Here is a 16,921-nt window from a genome sequence, read left to right on the forward strand (position 1 = left end):
ATCAGGCGCTACCGTCCACGGCGACGGGGGAGACAGAGACAGGGGCGAGGTGGCGGCCCGCCGCCAGCACCGCGGCGGCCAGGTCCTCCTCTTCGGCCGGCGCCACCGTGCGCAGATCGAGTAGGCAACGGGAGCGCCGGACCCGTCCCACGACGGGGACCGGGCGGGACGCGCGCAAGGGGGCGGCGAAGGCGGCCGGCAGGCTCACGGCCGCGCTGGGCAGCTCCACTCCGGGGGCCCCGCCGCCGCCCACGGCCGCCTGAGAGCGTTCGGCGCGGGCGTCCAGTCCCGCGCGCCGGAACCGGGTGGCGAGCGCGGCGGCGCGCGCGGACAACTCGGCGACGGGCGTTTCCAGCCGGGCGCGTACGGGGGGCGCGGGGCCGCGCAGCGTTGCTTCGAGCGCGGCCAGCGTCAGCTTGTCCACGCGCAGGGCACGCGCGGTGGGGTGCCGCCGTAGCCGTTCGACCAGGTCGGCGGCTCCGAACAGCAGGCCGCACTGGGGGCCGCCGAGGAGTTTGTCCCCGCTCGCGGTCACCAGCGCGGCACCGGAGCGCAGCGCCGAGGTGACATCGGGCTCCCGGGGCAGTAGCGGGTCGGGGGTCAGCTGGCCCGAGCCGACGTCGACCACGAGCGGGACGCCCAGCCCGGCCAGCTCGGCGGTCTCCGGGGCCGACGTGAACCCGGTGATCCGGAAGTTCGACGGGTGGACCCGCAGGACGAACGCGGTCCGCGTTGTGACGGCCGCCGCGTAGTCGTCCACGGTCGTGCGGTTGGTCGTGCCGACCTCGCGCAGCACGGCGCCCGCGCCGGTCAGGAGGTCGGGCAGCCGGAAGCCGTCACCGATCTCGACCATCTCGCCGCGGCTCACGACGATCTCACCGCCGTCGCCGGCGAGCGCGAGCGCGCACAGCAGCAGCGCGGCGGCGTTGTTGTTGACCACGTGCACCGCGGCGGCCTCGGGCACGGCCTCGGCCAGGGCGGCCAGGGCGCCCCGGCCGCGCCGGGCGCGTTCGCCGCTGGCCAGGTCGAACTCGACGTCGCAGGCGCCCGCGGCGGCGGCGACGGCCTCCCGCGCCGCGCGGGAGAGCGGTGCGCGGCCCAGGTTGGTGTGGACGAGGACACCGGTGGCGTTGATGACGGGGCGCAGGGACGCCGCGGTGGCCGGCAGGGCCGCGACGGCCGCCGCGACGACCTCCTCGGGCGGGATCTCGCCGGCCCGGGCACGCCGCTGCGCGGCGGCGACCGCGGACTTCACCGTGGAACGCCCCAGGATCCGTTCGGCCTCGGCGAGGCGGGGATCGGCGAGCACGGCGTCGGTGCGCGGGACACGTCTGCGAAGGTCGGTCACGACGGTTGCTCCCGGGAAGGGATGGCGGAGGCGGACGGGAATCGAACCCGCCAGCGGCAGGTGCTGTCGCTCAACGGTTTTGAAGACCGCGCCGGTCACCAGACCGGGTACGCCTCCCCGAGGGGAGGGGCGTTCGTCCTCTGTCATTCTGCTGTACCGGACGCCTTTACGGCGAGCCGACGGGCCATATTCTTCTCAACCGAATTTCGGGTCGCGGTGGTATGTCCTACAGTTCGTTAGCGCGTGCGGAACCGACTCGGATAGCGGGGGCCATGGAAGCAACGACGCTCGCAGAGGTCTGGCAGGACGTCTTCCTCACCCAGAGCCCGCCCCCGCAGTGGGTGGTGATCGCCTCGGCCGCGGTCGCGCTGGCCGCGGTACTGGTCCGGGGACCCTGGCGGATCGCCCGCAACGTGGTGACGATCGCCCACGAGGGCGGCCACGCTCTGGTGGCCCTGCTCAGCGGACGCCAGCTCACCGGGATCCGCCTGCACTCCGACACGTCGGGGGTGACGGTCTCGCGCGGGCGCCCCGAGGGGATCGGGATGGTGCTCACCGTCGCCGCGGGGTACGTGACCCCCTCGCTGGTCGGACTGGGCGGGCTGCTCCTCCTGCTCGCCGACCGCATCACCGCGCTGCTGTGGATCAGCATCCTGCTGCTCGCCGCGATGCTGCTGCTCATCCGCAACGTCTACGGCGTGATCTCGGTGGTGGCCACCGGGGCGCTGGTCTTCCTGATCTCGTGGTTCACACCCGAGGAGGTGCAGGGCGCGTTCGCCTATCTCTTCACCTGGTTCCTCCTGTTCGCGGGGGTGCGTCCGGTGTTCGAGCTCCAGGCCCAGCGCCGCAGGCAACCCTCGCCCCACTCCGACGCCGACCAGCTCGCCCGGCTGACCGGACTGCCGGGGACCGCGTGGGTGATGGTGTTCGGGCTGGTCAACGTCGCGGTGCTGGCGTTCGGCGGGTGGCTGCTCCTGCTGTGACCGTGGGGGCGGGGAGGGCGCCACGGGAGCTCCCGCGGCGCCCTCGGCGCGATCTCAGCCCTGTCCGGGGGCGTCCAGGGGCTCGGCCAGCGCGCTGTCCACCGTGGGGACCACGGGGATGCGCGTGTCCAGGGCGGTGACGTGCAGGATCTGCGCGACACGCTCGGAGGCCGAGGCGACGAACAGGCGGCTGTGCCGCTCCTTCGCCGCCTTGTGGCACTGGATGAGTACGCGCAGTCCGCTGGAGTCGATGAACCTCAACAGGTCACAGTCGAGGACGACACGCCCGTGGGGGCGTTCCGAGACCGCGTCCAGCACCGCGGTGCGGAACTCGTCCTCGGTGGCGATGTCGACCTCTCCCTCCAGGACGAGAACGGTCCCGTCGTCATGGGTACGGCTGGTGATCTTCAGCGCGGGCATGCTCGCTCCGGGGTGGTACGCCAATGCCGTTGCCCGGCCAGATGGCGAGGCGGTCCGAACACGGCCCCTGCGGGGGCGTCCGGCGGGGCCGCGGGACAACGTGTCCACGGGCGCGCCGTTAGGGCGGGGATGCTTTCTCATGTTTCCTGGTACCCCTCATGCCGACATCGAGGATGTGTCGGACACGTGTGAAGTCATCGTCGTCGGCCGATGTGGCTCTCGACTGTGGCTCGGGCGGCCAGGTCCGGTCTGACTCCGGCGGGAAGGCCCAGTAGACGGCTTGTGTGTTACAAGCGTTCGCCCGTTGATTCCTAGGACACTCGAAACAAGCATCCGTCCCCGGACATTACCACAATGGGGATCAATGGATCCGTGAATTCGACGACTCCGCTTCTAACCCCGATCGGACCTCCTCATCGGGGGCCGAGGCGGGTGGACACTCGCGTCGCAGGACCCACGTGCACGCGGCCAGGGTGAGGGGGACCGCGACGGTCAACGCCAGCGCCGGGATCGCGATCCCCGAGTCGTTGACCGCGAACCCGGCCAACGCGGTCACCAGGGAACCGGTCAGCCCGGCCCGCAGCGTCGGGGCGTACTCGTAGACACGCTGGAGCGCCCCCATCCGCCAGTCCGTCGGCTTGTTCAACACCGCGAACAGGAACAGCAGCGCGCACGCCGACAACAGGGTCATCTGCCAGTTGCCCAGCGTCCCCAGCATGGCGCCGAGCTTGCGCGACACCACCGTCCACGCCTCGCCCTCGACCACCTGCGCCGCGAACAGGCCGAAGTGGCTGCGCTGGTTGGCCGGGCGCAGGTAGTCCAGGTAGGACAGCGCGGCGATCACCACGACCGCCATGCTGCTGACGGTGAGCAGCCGCAGCGCCGTGACCCGGCGGCCCGCGATCATCAGGACGGTCACCGCCAGGCCGGGGACCAGCGCGATCACACCGCCGAAGTCGGTTCCCAGCCCCGGCCAGCCGATGACGAACAGCGTCGCGAGGCCCACCGTGATCGCCACCGCCACCGCCCACGTGCGGTGTCCGCGGGCCAGCAGGATGTGCGCGATCCCGGCGACGGTCATCAGCATGCCCGTGGCGAAGGTCGCGAAGGCGATGTTGCCCAGGCCGTAGAAGCGTCCGGCCACGATCGGGGTGTAGCCGGTCGGCGAGTTCATCTGGAGGTTCGCGCCGGTGCACATGTCGACGAAGAGCACCACCGTGGTGATCGCCGCCACGATCGTGGTCGGCGCGAGGATGTCGCGCCGCCACGGCCCGGCCATCGCCACCGACACGACCAACACGTCGGCCAGCAGCACACAGGCCGGCAACGCCAGTTCGGGGACCGCCGCCGACCACCAGGGGATCAGGTTGGCGAGGTAGCTCGACACCGGGAACGCCGCGCCGCCCAGCGCGACCACCCGCGTCACCGACAGCGCCAGGGCGCGTTTCTTGCGGTCGCGGCCACCGTAGCGCTTGAGGGACAGGGCCGCCGCAGCGTAGATGAGCAGCTGGAGCGCCACCAGGCCGCTGAAGAAGCCCGCCATCAACGACTCGACGACCTTGGCGGCGGTGTTGAACTCCACCAGCGACTCCACCGCCGCCTCGAAGTCCCCCGGGCGGGCGGTCTCGTCCCAGGCGCGTCCGACCATCCGCGACGGCGCCTCCAACCCCAGCGCGTGCAACAGCGTGGTGGTCAGGTCGGTGAGGGTCACCAGGCCCGCGCGGCGGGTGGACTCCGACGTCAGGTAACCGCGGTCGTAGTCCTCCCCGTTCGGGCCGATCCCGTGCAACAGCGCCGCGTTCAGGTTGGAGGCCCCCGCCTCGACGGACACGCCCGCCACGGCGAGGGTGGAACCGGGGGGCAGGTCCGCCAGGACCGTCCCCAGCTGCTCGTCGACCGAGGCGAGCCGTTCCAGCCGGTCGGCGTCTTGGACGGGGTCGGGTTCGGGTTCCTCGGCGTCGCTGGCGGCGGCGTCCTCGGCGTCGACCTCGGCGTCGGGGTTGACCGGCAGGTCGAGGTAGAGGTCGGCCAGGTCGTCGAGCTCGATGACGACGAGGGCGGGGCCCTCCCAGTCCTGGGCCCGCAGGGATCCGACACCGTTGAAATAGCGGTCGACCCGTCCCTCGCTGTCCGCGACGGCCAGGGCGGCTCCGGGACCCACGGCCATCGTGGTCCCGCCGGCCGCGTGCACGGTGTCGCCGAGGAGGCCGACCCGCGCGGCGAACTTGGAGTCGGCGTTGTAGGCGATGTGCTCGGTGTAGTCGGGGATGAACGCGCCCTCGCCCTCGCGTTCGGGGACGCGGGGCAGCTCGCAGATGGAGTAGGTCTGGCGTTCGCTGGAGGCGCGTTGACCGGCCGAGACGCTCAGCCAGCCGTCCACGGGGCACGTGCGCGAGGTCGCCGTGCGGATCGACATGTTGCCGATGGCGCTGTCCTGGGCGAGCCGCCACAGGTGCGGCATGGTGTCGGCGTCGATCTCCTCCCACATCAGCCCGGGCACGCCGACGAGCACGACCGGGCCGACCGGGGGGTCGGCCACGGGGTCTCTGGCCAGGGCGGGGGCGGCGATCGACGACAGCGCGGTCAGCAGCGCCGCCAGGACGACCGAGAGCCGAGACCACCTCTTCCGATGCGTCACCGAGCGAACCCCCTCCGCGTTCCCGGCAGTCCCCGTCCCACACTAACCGCCGGGACGAGGTGACCGGGGGATGAGCCCTAGACGCGCAATCCGTCGAAGGCGACCGACGCGAGCGCCTCGGCGAGCGCGGTCGCGTCCAGGCCGCGTTCCGGCCGGTACCACTCGACGATCGAGTTCACCATGCCGAACAGCAGCCGGCCCGCCAGGGCCGGGTCGATGTCGGGGCGGATGTCGCCCTCGGCGACCCCCTGGCGCATCAGGGCGCCGACGAAGTGGTCGAACTCGCGCCGCCGCTCCAGCGCCCGCCGCTCCACCCCGGTGTTGCCCCGCACCCGCAACAGGAGGGTGACGTGGGGCAGCTCCTCGACGAGGACCCGGACGCTGCCGCGCAGGACGTGGTCCAGCCGGCTGATCGCCGGGCCGTCGGTCGCGCCGGGTTCGCGGGTCACCGCGAACAGGGCGTCCAGCGCCCGGTCCAGCGACTGGCGCAGCAGCTCCTCCTTGCCGGCGACGTGGTGGTAGATCGCCGACTTCGTCACGCCCAGCGCGCGGGCGAGGTCCTCCATGCTGGTGCCGTCGTAGCCGCGTTCGTTGAACACCCGGACGGCCACGCGCAGCACGGATTCGGCGTCGTGGCCGGGGCGGCCGGAGCGTCGGCGGAGGGGACCTGAGGCGGGAGAGACGGACACAGCTCCCCATGTTCTCAAACACGGTGCCCTGGCGTGGCCGGCCGAGCCGGGCACCGGGGCGGGTCAACGGTGGCGGTGGTCCACGACGCGGCGGAGCTTGCCCACCGAGCGTTCCAGCGTCTGCGGGGCGACGACCTCGACGTCCGCGGTCACCCCCAGGTGCTCCTTGATCGCGTGCCGCAGCGCGGGGCCGGCCGCGTCCGCGTCGCCCGCGTCCGGGCGGTGCTCCACCCGCACGGTCAGCTCGTCCATCCGGTCCGGCCGGGTCAGCACGAGCTGGAAGTGCGGGGCGAGCGCGGGCACGCGCAGCACCAGTTCCTCGATCTGGCTGGGGAAGAGGTTGACCCCGCGCACGATCAGCATGTCGTCGCTGCGCCCGGCCACCCGGCCCATGCGCCGCATCGACGGCCGGGCCGTGCCCGGGAGCAGGCGCGAGAGGTCGCGGGTCCGGTAGCGGACGATCGGCAGCGCCTCCTTGGTGAGGGAGGTGAACACGAGTTCGCCGGTCTGCCCGTCGGGGAGCGGGGTGTCGCCCAGCGGGTCGACGATCTCGGGCAGGAAGTGGTCCTCCCACACGTGGGGACCGTCCTTGGTCTCCACGCACTCGCCGGCCACCCCGGGGCCCAGGACCTCCGAGAGCCCGTAGATGTCCACCGCGTCCAGGGCGAACGTCTCCTCGATCTCGGCGCGCATGTCCTCGGTCCACGGCTCCGCGCCGAGGATCGCGGTGCGCAACGACGTCGTGCGGGGGTCGATCCCCTGCCGGCGGAACTCGTCGGCGATCGTCAGCAGGTAGGAGGGGGTGACCATGATCGTCTCGGGGCGCAGGTCCTGGATGAGTTGCACCTGGCGGGCGGTCTGACCGCCCGACATCGGGATGACGGTGCAGCCCAGCCGTTCGGCGCCGTAGTGCGCCCCCAGGCCGCCGGTGAACAGGCCGTAACCGTAGGCGACGTGGACCTTCTCGCCGGGCCGCCCGCCGGCCGCGCGGATGCAGCGCGCGACGAGTTCCGCCCACGTCTCCAGGTCGCCCCGGGTGTAGCCGACGACGGTGGCCTGCCCGGTGGTGCCGCTGGAGGCGTGGACGCGCGCCACCTGGTCCATGGGGACGGCGAAGGCGTCGAAAGGATAGGCGTCGCGCAGGTCCTGTTTGGTGGTGAAGGGGAAGCGGGCGATGTCGTCGAGCTCACGGCAGTCCTCGGGGACCACCCCGGCGGCCTCGCACTTGCGCCGGTAGAAGGGCTGGGCGTCGTAGGCCCGGCGCAGTGTTCGACGCAGAAGCCGGAGCTGGTGCTCGCGTAGGACCTCCGGCGGCGCGGTCTCCAGCGGGTCGGCGCCGCCGGCCGCGGGGGCGGGGCGGGGAAGCGGGGGGACGACGGCGCGCGGGGTGGCCTGCTCGGTCATCGACCTTCCACCCTCCGGGGGAGTTCTCGGCTGCGGCCCCGGAACTCGGCGACGACGGCGCCGTCGTCGCGCGCGACCGTGACGTCGTAGACGCCGTTGCGGCCGTAGCGGGTGCGTTCGGTGGCCGTGGCGACGAGGAGGTCGCCACCGTGGACGGGGGCGGCGAAGACGATGTCGGCGCCGGCCGCGACCGTTGTCGTCCCGTGGCTGTTGCAGGCGGCGGCGAAGGCGGTGTCGGCGAGGAGGAAGACGTATCCGCCGTGGCAGGTGCCGTGCCCGTTGAGCATGCCCGCGCCGACCCGCATCGTGGCGCGGGCCCGGCCGGGGGCGACGTCGTGGACGTCGATGCCCAGCCCGGTGGAGGCGGTGTCGCGGGCCAGCATCGCCGCGACCGCCGTCTCGGCCGCTCGTCGTGGGTCCGTCGTCCTCGTGTCCGCTGCCACGCGTCCCCGCCTCCCGTGTCCGCCGTCCCTTGCGTACTTAACGAACGGTCGGTTAGTAATACACCTAAGGGAAACATCCCCGGCAGGTGATCTGTCAAGGGGCGGCACCGTCCGCCGAGGCACCGGAGATTGCAGGAGACGGATCGTGGGCAACGTCATCACCACACCGGCCGAGTTCTTCGAGCGGCACGGCGGCACCCTGGAGCAGGCCGTCGCCGCGATCCGCGGCCGGCACTTCTGGACGCCCTACCCCGAGTCGCCCAGCCCGAAGGTCTACGGCGCGGAAGCGGCCGAACAGGGGCGGGCCGCGTTCGAGGCCCACCTCGACCGCGACTTCCCCCTCGACGGGCCGGGCCGGGACGAGCGCGTCGTCACCGAACGCTCCCCCTACGGCGTCGAACTGGGCGTCGGCTACCCGCACGCCGGCGCCGACGCGCTGATCTCGGCCGCCTCGAAGGCGCTGCCCTCCTGGCGCGACGCCGGCGTCCGGGCGCGCACCGGCGTGTGCCTGGAGATCCTGCACCGGCTCAACGCGCGCTCGTTCGAAATGGCCCACGCCGTCCAGCACACCACCGGACAGGCGTTCGTCATGGCCTTCCAGGCGGGCGGCCCCCAGGCGCAGGACCGCGGCCTGGAGGCCGTCGCCTACGCCTACGACATGATCACCCACTACGCCGAGACGGTGCGCTGGGAGAAACCCCAGCGCAAGGGGGGGCCGCTGGTGATGGACAAGCGGTTCGCCGTGGCGCCGCGGGGGCTCGCGCTCGTCATCGGCTGCGCGACCTTCCCGACCTGGAACTCCTACCCCGGCCTGTTCGCCAGCCTCGTCACCGGCAACCCGGTCATCGTCAAACCCCACCCGCGCGCCGTGCTGCCGCTGGCGATCACCGTCGCGGTGGCCCGCGAGGTGCTGGCCGAGGCCGGACTCGACCCCGACACCGTGCTGCTGGCGGCCGAACGGCCCGAGGAACGGCTCGCGGCCGACCTCGCCACCCGCCCGGAGGTGCGGGTCATCGACTTCACCGGTTCGACCGCCTTCGGGAACTGGCTGGAGGCCAACGCCACCCAGGCGTTCGTCAACACCGAGAAGGCCGGCGTCAACCCCGTCGTGATCGACTCCACCGACGCCTACGCCGGCATGCTGGGCAATCTCGCCTTCTCCCTGTCGCTGTACAGCGGGCAGATGTGCACGACCCCGCAGAACCTGTTCGTTCCGAGCGGGGGGATCGCCACCGACGAGGGGGTCAAGTCGCCCGCCGCGTTCGCCGCCGACCTCGCCGCCGCGGTCGAACGCCTGCTCGCCGATCCCGCGCGCGCCGTCGGGATCCTCGGGGCCATCGCCAGCGACGAGATCCTGGCGCGGCTGGAGAACGCCGGGTCCCTCGGCGAGACGGTTCTGGCGCCGCGCCCCGTCGCCCACCCCGACTTCGAGAAGGCGACGGTCCGGACGCCGGCGATCGTGCGCGTGGACGCCGGACGCGACGACGTGTTCGGCCGCGAGCACTTCGGCCCGGTCTCCTTCGTCGTCGCCACCGACGACACCGACCACGCGCTGCGCCTGGTCCGCTCGACCGTGGGCGAGAGCGGCGCGCTCACCGCGTCGGTCCACTCCACCGACGAGCGCGTCCTCGACGCGGCGCGGCGGACGGCGCTGGAGGCCGGGGTGAACCTCTCGGAGAATCTCACCGGGCAGGTCTTCGTCAACCAGTCCGCGGCGTTCAGCGACTACCACGGGACCGGCGCCAACCCGGCGGCCACGGCCTCGCTCACCGACCCGGCGTTCGTCGCCGGCCGCTTCTCCTTCGTGCAGTCGCGCCGGCCCGTCTGAATCCGACCCCGCGCGGGCGGGCTCCCCGGAGCCCGCCCGCGCGCCGGTGAGAAGGGGCGGGTCAGTCGCGGGGCAGCCGGAGGGTCGGGTCGGCGGGGCCGCGGTGGCGCCCGCTGCGCTGCTGCGGGATCGGCGTCCCCGCGGGCTGCGTGGTGTAACCGGTGCCGGGCAGCGTCCCGTCCCCGCGCCTGGGGCGCTGCCGCGCGCCTCCGGCCGGTCCGACACCGTCGGGCGCGTGGGACCCCGGCCGCCGTGTCCGGGCGCCGGCGCCCACGCTGCCCAGCAGGGACGCGATCGCCAGGCCGGCGACGAGGTTGATGGTGGCGGTGGTGACCTGGGTGGCCAGCGGGGCCTCCTGGGCGAAGGGGCCGACGGCCGCTATCACCACGGCCAGTCCGATGATCCAGCCGAAGAACGCCAGTGGACGCGGCGCGCTGACCAGCAACAGGTGCAGGAGCGCGGTGGCCAGCAGGGCCGACAGGGCGGCCAGCGCGGCGTACACGCCGGTTCCGGCGTCGCCGAAGTACCCCGCCTCCTCCGGCGCGAGGACGGGAACGCCCAGGACGCCCCGTGCCACGAGTGCGCCGACCAGGACCACCAGGCCGGCCACCACCGCGGTCGCCAACCCGCCCGACCACAACCGGGCGGCGTTGAGCCGCCGTCTACTGTCGCCGTAGCCGTTTCCGCTCATGCCGTTACCCCCCGATACGGCGCCGAACACGGTCACACGCCCCAATACCCCCTGTTTACAGCTCGTAACATAGGGTGATATCGCTTTGAGGTCAGACGTGCGGACCGGCCAGACCGCCCGAGGCGGCGATGTCGGCGGCCAGGGCCGGCATGTCGGCCACCGTCAACTCCGAGACGGTGACCCGGATCCCCGGCTCGCTCTCGGTCCGGAACCGGCTTCCCGGCGAGGTCGCCCAGCCCCGCGCCAGCAGTTGGGCGACCGCGATCGCCTCGTCGGCGACCCGGACCCACACGTTGACACCGGACCGGCCGTGGGCCGCCATCCCGTAACGGGCGAGTTCCGCGATCAGCGCGTCACGGCGATCGGTGTAGGAGCGCGCGGCCCGGCCGGCGTCCACCACCCCCGAACGCCACAGCTCCACGAACGTCTCCTGGAGGACGTGGCTCACCCAGCCCGGTCCCAGGCGCTGGCCCGCCCGCACCCGGTCGACGGTCACCGGATCACCGGCGAGCATCGCCAGCCGGAGGTCGGGGCCGTACCCCTTGGCCACCGAGCGCACCACCGCCCAGCGGTCGGTGGCCCCGGCGACACACCAAAACGGCGTGTCGACGAACCCGAAACCGTGATCGTCCTCGACCGTCAGCACGTGAGGGTGCCCGCGCAGCAGCTCCCGCAGCTCCGCGGCGCGTTCGCGGCCCAGCGCCGCTCCGGTGGGGTTCTGGGCGCGGCAGGTCAGCACGGCGGCGCGGGCGCCGGCCCGCAGCGCCGCGGCCAGCGCGTCGGGGAGCGGTCCCTCGTCGTCCACGCGCACGGGCAGCCGGCGCAGGCCGAGGGAGGCCACCAGGTCGAGCTCGCTGTGCCAGCCGGGATCCTCCACCGCCACCGCGTCGCCGGGACGCAGCCCCGAACGCAGGAGCCGGTCGATTCCGTCGAGCGCTCCGGAGGTCACGGTCGTCTCGGCGCTGTCCACGCCGTCACCGCCCAGGCAGGCGCGAGCCACCTCGGTCATCTCCGGCAGGACGGGGGGAGCGTCATAGAGCCGGTGGCGTCCGCGCCGCCGGGCGGCGACGGCGGCGAGCGCGTCACCGAGGTCGGGCAGCAGCCGGGGGTCGGGGTTGCCGCTGGCGGCGTCGCGCACACCAGGGGGCAGCACCCCGGTCACGGGCTCGCGCGGCGCTTCGGGCGGCTGGGCCCGCACCCGGGTTCCGCGCCGGCCGGCGGTCTCGACCAGGCCGCGGTCGCGCAACAGCCGGTAGGCCGAGGCGACCGTGTTGGGGTTGACGCCGAGCTCCCTGGCCAGATCCCGGATCGGGGGCAGGACGGCGTCGACGGTCAGTTCCCCGGTGGCGATCGCCCGTTCCACACTGTCCGCGATCTCATGCGATCCACGCCCGGTGATGACCATGGTCCGCATTATCCCCGAGCCGCGCCGCCGGCCGTGTCACGGCCACCGCGCCGGCCGGCCCTCCTCGACGGTGTCCCGCCGGGGCGATCGACGCGTGAGCGAGGACCCGTGCGGACCGGCGGACGTCTCCGCGGCCGGCCTCGGGTCCGGCGGTGGGCGGGGGAGGGCGACAATGTTCGACGGTTCCTCCGCGAGGGCGGGGGCCCGCACGGAAGGGGCACGAGATGGACATCGGACTCGCCGGACGCACCGCGCTCGTACCGGGGGCGAGCAGCGGCCTGGGGCTGGCCATCGCCCGGGCGCTCGCCGCCGAGGGGGCGAACGTCGTCATGGCGGCGCGCCGCGGCGACCTGCTGCGCCGCCACGCCGCCGAGCTGCCCTCGGCGCTGGCCGTCGAGATCGACATCACCGCCCCGGACGCGGCGCGGCGGCTGGTCGGGGCCGCCGTCGAGAGGTTCGGTCAGGTGGACGTCTGCGTGCTCAACGGCGGTGGCCCGGCCCCGGGCACCGCGCTGGAGGCGACCGACGCCGACCTCCTCCGCGCCGTCGAGACCCAGCTGCTCACCCACCAGCGCCTGGCCGCGGCGGTGCTTCCGGGGATGCGCGAACGGGGCTGGGGGCGTCTGGTCGCCGTCGGGTCGGCGTTCGTCCAGGAACCCGCGCCGAACATGGTCGGCTCCAACACCGGGCGCGCGGCGCTGGCCGCCTACCTCAAGACGCTGGCCGCCGAGGTCGCCGCGGACGGCGTCACCGTGAACATGGTGCTGCCCGGCCGGATCGACACCGACCGGGTGGCGCACCTGGACCGGGAGGCGGCGCGCCGGAGCGGACGCACCCCCGAGCAGGTGCGCGCGGACTCCGTCGCCCGCATCCCCGTCGGCCGCCTGGGAACGCCCGAGGAGTTCGCCGCGGTGGTCACGTTCCTGGCCGGGGCCCCGGCCTCCTACGTGACCGGGAGCCAGATCCGCTGCGACGGGGGACTCCTGCGCGCGCTGTGACACCCCGAGCGCGCCGGTCGCCCTCGCCTGGGGCCGGCCGGGCCCCGATCGGTGCCTCGGCACCGGGGCCGACGGTCCGGTACGGCCGACGTCGAGGCGGGCCTATCCCGCGACCTGGCGCGCTCGCCGCGCGGGCACGCCTTCACCGAGAGGTCCGAAGGCCGGGGTCGGCGGGACGGCTGTGAGGGCGTGGTTCTGGTCATCGCTGTGCCGGGGAGCCGGTGCCGGGGGTCCATGCGCTCCCTGGCGTGCCGCTGGGAGGGGCGAGCGTTCCGGGGCTGTTGCGGGGCCGCTCGGCTGCCGGGCTGCTCGGTCTTCGGTGTGGCCGGGCGGGCGTATCCGGTGCCATGACCTCCGAATCCGGCGCCGACCTGGTTCCCCGCCTCGCCGGGGGCCGTGCCGACGGCATGGGAGAGTCGCGGCCGGCGCGCGCTCGGTCGCGCTGAGCAGCGCGACGCTCTGTGGGGGCCTCGCGTCGCCCACCCCGCCGGCGTCGGGGACGGGTTCGGCGGGGTCCACCATGACCCACGGCTTCAGCGCCGGCGACACCCCCGGGCGCGGTCGACCCCATGGCCGGGCCGGCCGGTGTTCGAGGCGTCCGGGTCCTGGCGCATCGCCGAGCGGACGTGCCGAGCCGCACGCCGCGCCGGCTCGTGGTGCCGGCTCCCGGGGCGCGCCAGGTCGCCCACGGCGAGCGGCGGTCGTCCGAGGAGCGCCCCGGACATCGCCGGCGCTCATGGCGCGCCCGCGTCCGCGGGACCATGCCGAGGCGGGCGTGGCGAGGACCGGGGAGGGGGACCGTCCGGTCCGTGGAGGCCGCCCGAACGGGTCAGGCGCTGCTGGACGCGCCGATCCCGGCGGTCTCCCCGGCCCCCTCCGCGGCGTCCTTACCCTCCTGCGGACGTTCCTGCCGGCCGCGCCGCCGGATGGCGCCACGGCGGTCGGAGGCGACGATGAGCGGGGTGCCGGTCTCGGGGTCGGGGATGACCCGGCAGGGCAGCCCGAACACGTCCTCGACCAGTTCGGCGGTGATGATGTCGGCGGGCGCGCCCTCGGCGACGACGCGGCCGTCCTTCATCGTGATGATGTGCGTGGCGTAACGGCACGCCTGGTTGAGGTCGTGCAACACCGCCACCAGCGTGTACTGGCGTTCGTGGTGCAGCTCGGCGCACAGGTCGAGCACGTCCATCTGGTGCGCGATGTCGAGGTAGGTCGTCGGCTCGTCGAGCAGTAGCAGCGGCGTCTGCTGGGCGAGCACCATCGCCAGCCACACGCGCTGGCGCTGTCCGCCGGACAGCTCGTCCACCATGCGGGTGGCGAGGTCGGTGATCCCGGTGGACTCCATCGCCTCGGTGATGATCTGCTCGTCGGCGCGCGACCACTGCTTGAGGAACTTCTGGTGCGGGTAGCGCCCGCGGGCCACCAGGTCGGCGACGGTGATGCCGTCCGGCGCGATGGAGGACTGGGGCAGCAGCCCCAGCCGCCGGGCCACCTCCTTGGAGGGGTAGGAGCTGATGACCTGTCCATCGAGGTGCACGGCCCCCGCGGTGGGCTTGAGCATCCGCGACAGCGCGCGCAGCAGCGTCGACTTTCCGCAGGCGTTGGGGCCCACGATCACGGTGAAGGAGTTGTCCGGGATGGTGATCCCGAGTTCACGGGAGATGACGCGCTGGTCGTAGGCCAGCGTCAGGTTCTCCCCCCACAACCGGGCCGGTTCGGACATGTTCTCTCCTTGTCGCGTTTTCCTGCGGGACGTCACGGTGGAACCCTAGGCGCGGCCGGTGCGCCATTCCCGATACAGCAACCACACCAGGTAGCCGCCGCCGATCACCGAGGTGATCACGCCGACCGGAAGCTGGGTGGGGGCGAGCAGCCGCTGGGCCACCAGGTCCGAGGTGACCAGCAGGAAGGCGCCCATGATGGCCGCGCCGCCCAGGACCGTGCCGTCGGCCCGGGCCAGCCGCCGGACGAGCTGGGGAGCGGCCAGCGCGATGAAGCCGATCGGGCCGGCGACCGAGATCGCCACGCCGGTCAGCGCGCTCGCCGCGACCAGCGCGGCGACCTGGGTGGCCTGGGTGGGCACGCCGAGCGCGTGCGCGGTGTCCTCGCCCATCTCCATCAGGCGCATCCGGGGCCCGAGGGCGAGGAGGACCGGGAGCAGCACGGCGACCCCGATCGCGACCGCGACGACCTGGTCCCAGTCGCGGGCGTTGAGACTGCCGACCAGCCACACCTGGGCGTTGGTCGCGTCGGTCAGGTCGGCGCGGGTGATGAGGTAGTCGCGCACCGACACCAGCATGGCGCTGACGCCGATGCCGACGAGGATGAGCCGGTATCCCTGCACGCCCTTCTTCATGGCCAGCAGGTAGACCAGGGCCGCGGTGGCGACACCGCCGACGATCGCGCCGAGCGACGTCTGGGCCATGGTGCCGTTGAAGACGAGGATCGTCAGCACCGCGCCGGTCGCCGCGCCGCTGGTGAAGCCGATGATGTCGGGGCTGCCCAGGGGGTTGCGGGACAGGCTCTGGAACACCGCGCCGGCCGCGCCCAGGGCCATGCCGACCAGCAGGGCGGTCAGCGCCCGCGGCAGCCGGACCCCCTGGACGAAGAACACGTCCAGGCGTTCGCCCTGGCCGGTGAGCGCGAGCAGCGCGTCGGGCAGCGGGATCTCGTAGTCGCCGACCATGAGGCTGATCGCGAAGACGACCGCCGCCGCCAGGACCAGGCCGAGGTAGACCGTGACCGTGCGGGTCCGCATCCGGAAGGACACGCGGTCGCCGAACAGGCGGACGATCCGTACGGGGGCCTGCTCGTCCTTGGGAGGCTCCGTCCCGCCGGAGGGCGGCGCGGAGCCGGTGAGCGACGCGGTCATAGCTGGGCCATCCTCTTGCGCCGGACCAATGCGATGAAGACGGGGGCGCCCACGAAGGCGGTGATGATCCCGACCTCCAGCTCCCCGTTGGGCAGTACCACCCGCCCCAGAGTGTCGGCGCCGACCAGCAGGATCGCGCCCAGCACCGCCGAGTAGGGGAGTACCCAGCGCTGGTCGGGGCCGACGATCGCGCGGGCGATGTGCGGCACGGTCAGTCCGACGAAGCCGATCGGGCCGGCCGCCGCGGTGGCGCTGCCGCACAGCAGCACGATCGCCACCGCGGTGATCGCCCTGATCTGGTTGATGCGGGCGCCGAGCGCCGCGGCGAGGTCGTCGCCGAGCGCGATCGCGTTCAGGGCGGGGCCCAGGAACAGCGCGATGACGATGCCGATGGCGATGAACGGCAGGACCTGGACGAACAGCCCCATGTCCCGCCCGACGAGCGAACCGACCTGCCAGAACCGGATCTGGTCGAAGACGTAGTCGTCGAGCACGATGATGCCGTGGATGACCCCCTGGAGCACGGCGCCGATGGCGGTGCCGGCCAGCGCGAGCCGGATCGGGGTGGCCCCGCCCCGGCCGCGTGAGCCGAGGAAGTACACGGCGATGGCGGTCAGCCCGGCGCCGGCGAACGCGAACCACACGTAACCGGTCAGCGAGGTGATGCCGAAGACGAAGATCGCGGTCACCACCGCCGCCGACGCCCCGGCGTTGACCCCGAGGAGACCGGGGTCGGCCAGGGGGTTGCGGGTGAGCGCCTGCATGAGCGCGCCGGCCAGGCCGAGCGCGGCGCCGATGAACAGCCCCAGGATCGTCCGCGGCAGCCGGAGCTCGAACACGACGGTCTGGTCGTAGGAGGCGTTGTCGAAGTCCCACAGGGCCGCCCACACGGTGGAGACCGGGATCGACTTGGCGCCCACCGCGATGCTGAGCAGGATGCACAGCCCGAGCGCCCCGAGCGCCGCGAGCAGGCCCACGGTGCGCAGCAGGTGGACCCGGCCCTGGGCGGAGGTGCGCTGTTCGAGGGCGGTCTCGGCGGCGACGCGGTCGTCACCGTCCCCGGTCCCGATGGCGATGGCCGTGGGCCGTTCCAAGGTCATCGCGCGCCGCCCGGACATGGGGGGAGGGCGCGCCGAAACCAATGGGACACCAGGGTCCTCCCGTGTCGACGTCGCTCGAACTTAGTAAAGGCTAACCTATCC

The 16,921-nt window shown here is 73.3% G+C and carries 14 protein-coding genes and 1 tRNA gene; 3 read left to right on the forward strand and 12 right to left on the reverse strand.

Annotated elements, in window-relative coordinates; translation table 11 throughout:
• Position 1 precedes the first annotated feature (1 nt).
• Complete coding sequence (gene selA, locus ACYVHU_RS06380; protein ID WP_078763912.1) at positions 2–1,348, reverse strand: L-seryl-tRNA(Sec) selenium transferase; 1,347 nt, start codon at positions 1,346–1,348, stop codon at positions 2–4.
• A 22-nt stretch (positions 1,349–1,370) separates the two neighbouring features.
• Positions 1,371–1,465 (reverse strand) — tRNA-Sec (locus ACYVHU_RS06385).
• A 155-nt stretch (positions 1,466–1,620) separates the two neighbouring features.
• Here ACYVHU_RS06385 and ACYVHU_RS06390 point away from each other — a divergent pair.
• Complete coding sequence (locus tag ACYVHU_RS06390; protein WP_078763911.1) at positions 1,621–2,331, forward strand: M50 family metallopeptidase; 711 nt, start codon at positions 1,621–1,623, stop codon at positions 2,329–2,331.
• A 54-nt stretch (positions 2,332–2,385) separates the two neighbouring features.
• On the opposite strand, the gene ACYVHU_RS06395 is transcribed toward ACYVHU_RS06390, so the two are convergent.
• The 5 genes from ACYVHU_RS06395 to paaI form a co-directional block, all read right to left on the reverse strand.
• A complete protein-coding gene (locus ACYVHU_RS06395) occupies positions 2,386–2,751 on the reverse strand; it encodes an STAS domain-containing protein (protein WP_078763910.1) in 366 nt (121 codons plus the stop codon).
• Between the two features lie 361 nt (positions 2,752–3,112).
• Entirely contained in the window at positions 3,113–5,389 is a 2,277-nt protein-coding gene (locus ACYVHU_RS06400; protein WP_498947795.1) for a hypothetical protein, read from the reverse strand.
• Between the two features lie 77 nt (positions 5,390–5,466).
• Positions 5,467–6,078, reverse strand: a complete 612-nt coding sequence (locus ACYVHU_RS06405) for a TetR/AcrR family transcriptional regulator (RefSeq protein WP_078763908.1) — start codon at positions 6,076–6,078, stop codon at positions 5,467–5,469.
• A 63-nt stretch (positions 6,079–6,141) separates the two neighbouring features.
• Positions 6,142–7,482, reverse strand: a complete 1,341-nt coding sequence (gene paaK / locus ACYVHU_RS06410) for a phenylacetate--CoA ligase PaaK (RefSeq protein WP_078763907.1) — start codon at positions 7,480–7,482, stop codon at positions 6,142–6,144.
• Positions 7,479–7,865, reverse strand: coding sequence for a hydroxyphenylacetyl-CoA thioesterase PaaI (gene paaI, locus ACYVHU_RS06415; RefSeq protein ID WP_432941623.1), 387 nt, complete (start codon positions 7,863–7,865; stop codon positions 7,479–7,481). Before paaI ends, paaK begins: the two co-directional genes overlap by 4 nt.
• Positions 7,866–8,070: 205 nt before the next feature.
• Between paaI and paaN the strand changes: the two genes are divergently transcribed.
• Positions 8,071–9,753 (forward strand): phenylacetic acid degradation protein PaaN, encoded by a 1,683-nt coding sequence (gene paaN / locus ACYVHU_RS06420; RefSeq protein ID WP_235001181.1) that lies wholly within the window; start codon positions 8,071–8,073, stop codon positions 9,751–9,753.
• Between the two features lie 61 nt (positions 9,754–9,814).
• Here the strand turns inward: paaN and ACYVHU_RS06425 are convergent, their stop codons facing one another.
• Together ACYVHU_RS06425 and ACYVHU_RS06430 are read right to left on the reverse strand one after the other, a co-directional pair.
• Positions 9,815–10,444 carry a DUF6069 family protein gene (locus ACYVHU_RS06425; protein ID WP_078763904.1) on the reverse strand — a complete coding sequence of 210 codons (630 nt, stop codon included), beginning with the start codon at positions 10,442–10,444 and terminating at the stop codon, positions 9,815–9,817.
• Between the two features lie 91 nt (positions 10,445–10,535).
• Positions 10,536–11,849 (reverse strand): aminotransferase class I/II-fold pyridoxal phosphate-dependent enzyme, encoded by a 1,314-nt coding sequence (locus ACYVHU_RS06430; RefSeq protein ID WP_078763965.1) that lies wholly within the window; start codon positions 11,847–11,849, stop codon positions 10,536–10,538.
• A gap of 224 nt (positions 11,850–12,073) precedes the next feature.
• Here ACYVHU_RS06430 and ACYVHU_RS06435 point away from each other — a divergent pair, with 224 nt between their 5' ends.
• Positions 12,074–12,847, forward strand: coding sequence for an SDR family oxidoreductase (locus tag ACYVHU_RS06435; protein WP_078763903.1), 774 nt, complete (start codon positions 12,074–12,076; stop codon positions 12,845–12,847).
• 829 nt (positions 12,848–13,676) lie between these two features.
• Here ACYVHU_RS06435 and ACYVHU_RS06440 read toward each other — a convergent pair.
• The 3 genes from ACYVHU_RS06440 to ACYVHU_RS06450 are packed head-to-tail and all read right to left on the reverse strand — an operon-like array spanning position 13,677 to position 16,819.
• Positions 13,677–14,570, reverse strand: coding sequence for an ABC transporter ATP-binding protein (locus ACYVHU_RS06440; RefSeq protein ID WP_078763902.1), 894 nt, complete (start codon positions 14,568–14,570; stop codon positions 13,677–13,679).
• Positions 14,571–14,615: 45 nt separating this feature from the next.
• A complete protein-coding gene (locus ACYVHU_RS06445) occupies positions 14,616–15,719 on the reverse strand; it encodes a FecCD family ABC transporter permease (RefSeq protein ID WP_078763901.1) in 1,104 nt (367 codons plus the stop codon).
• Positions 15,716–16,819, reverse strand: a complete 1,104-nt coding sequence (locus tag ACYVHU_RS06450) for a FecCD family ABC transporter permease (protein ID WP_432941626.1) — start codon at positions 16,817–16,819, stop codon at positions 15,716–15,718. Before ACYVHU_RS06450 ends, ACYVHU_RS06445 begins: the two co-directional genes overlap by 4 nt.
• Positions 16,820–16,921 lie beyond the last annotated feature (102 nt).

The organism is Marinactinospora endophytica, from assembly GCF_054780875.1.

Excerpts from the sequence above, each read along its gene's own strand:
- ACYVHU_RS06390 (WP_078763911.1), top strand. The coding sequence starts at position 1,621 with ATGGAAGCAACGACGCTCGCAGAGGTCTGGCAGGACGTCTTCCTCACC.
- ACYVHU_RS06395 (WP_078763910.1), bottom strand. The coding sequence starts at position 2,751 with ATGCCCGCGCTGAAGATCACCAGCCGTACCCATGACGACGGGACCGTT.
- paaK (WP_078763907.1), bottom strand. The coding sequence starts at position 7,482 with ATGACCGAGCAGGCCACCCCGCGCGCCGTCGTCCCCCCGCTTCCCCGC.
- paaI (WP_432941623.1), bottom strand. The coding sequence starts at position 7,865 with ATGCTGGCCCGCGACACCGCCTCCACCGGGCTGGGCATCGACGTCCAC.
- ACYVHU_RS06425 (WP_078763904.1), bottom strand. The coding sequence starts at position 10,444 with ATGAGCGGAAACGGCTACGGCGACAGTAGACGGCGGCTCAACGCCGCC.
- ACYVHU_RS06430 (WP_078763965.1), bottom strand. The coding sequence starts at position 11,849 with ATGGTCATCACCGGGCGTGGATCGCATGAGATCGCGGACAGTGTGGAA.
- ACYVHU_RS06435 (WP_078763903.1), top strand. The coding sequence starts at position 12,074 with ATGGACATCGGACTCGCCGGACGCACCGCGCTCGTACCGGGGGCGAGC.
- ACYVHU_RS06440 (WP_078763902.1), bottom strand. The coding sequence starts at position 14,570 with ATGTCCGAACCGGCCCGGTTGTGGGGGGAGAACCTGACGCTGGCCTAC.
- ACYVHU_RS06445 (WP_078763901.1), bottom strand. The coding sequence starts at position 15,719 with ATGACCGCGTCGCTCACCGGCTCCGCGCCGCCCTCCGGCGGGACGGAG.
- ACYVHU_RS06450 (WP_432941626.1), bottom strand. The coding sequence starts at position 16,819 with ATGACCTTGGAACGGCCCACGGCCATCGCCATCGGGACCGGGGACGGT.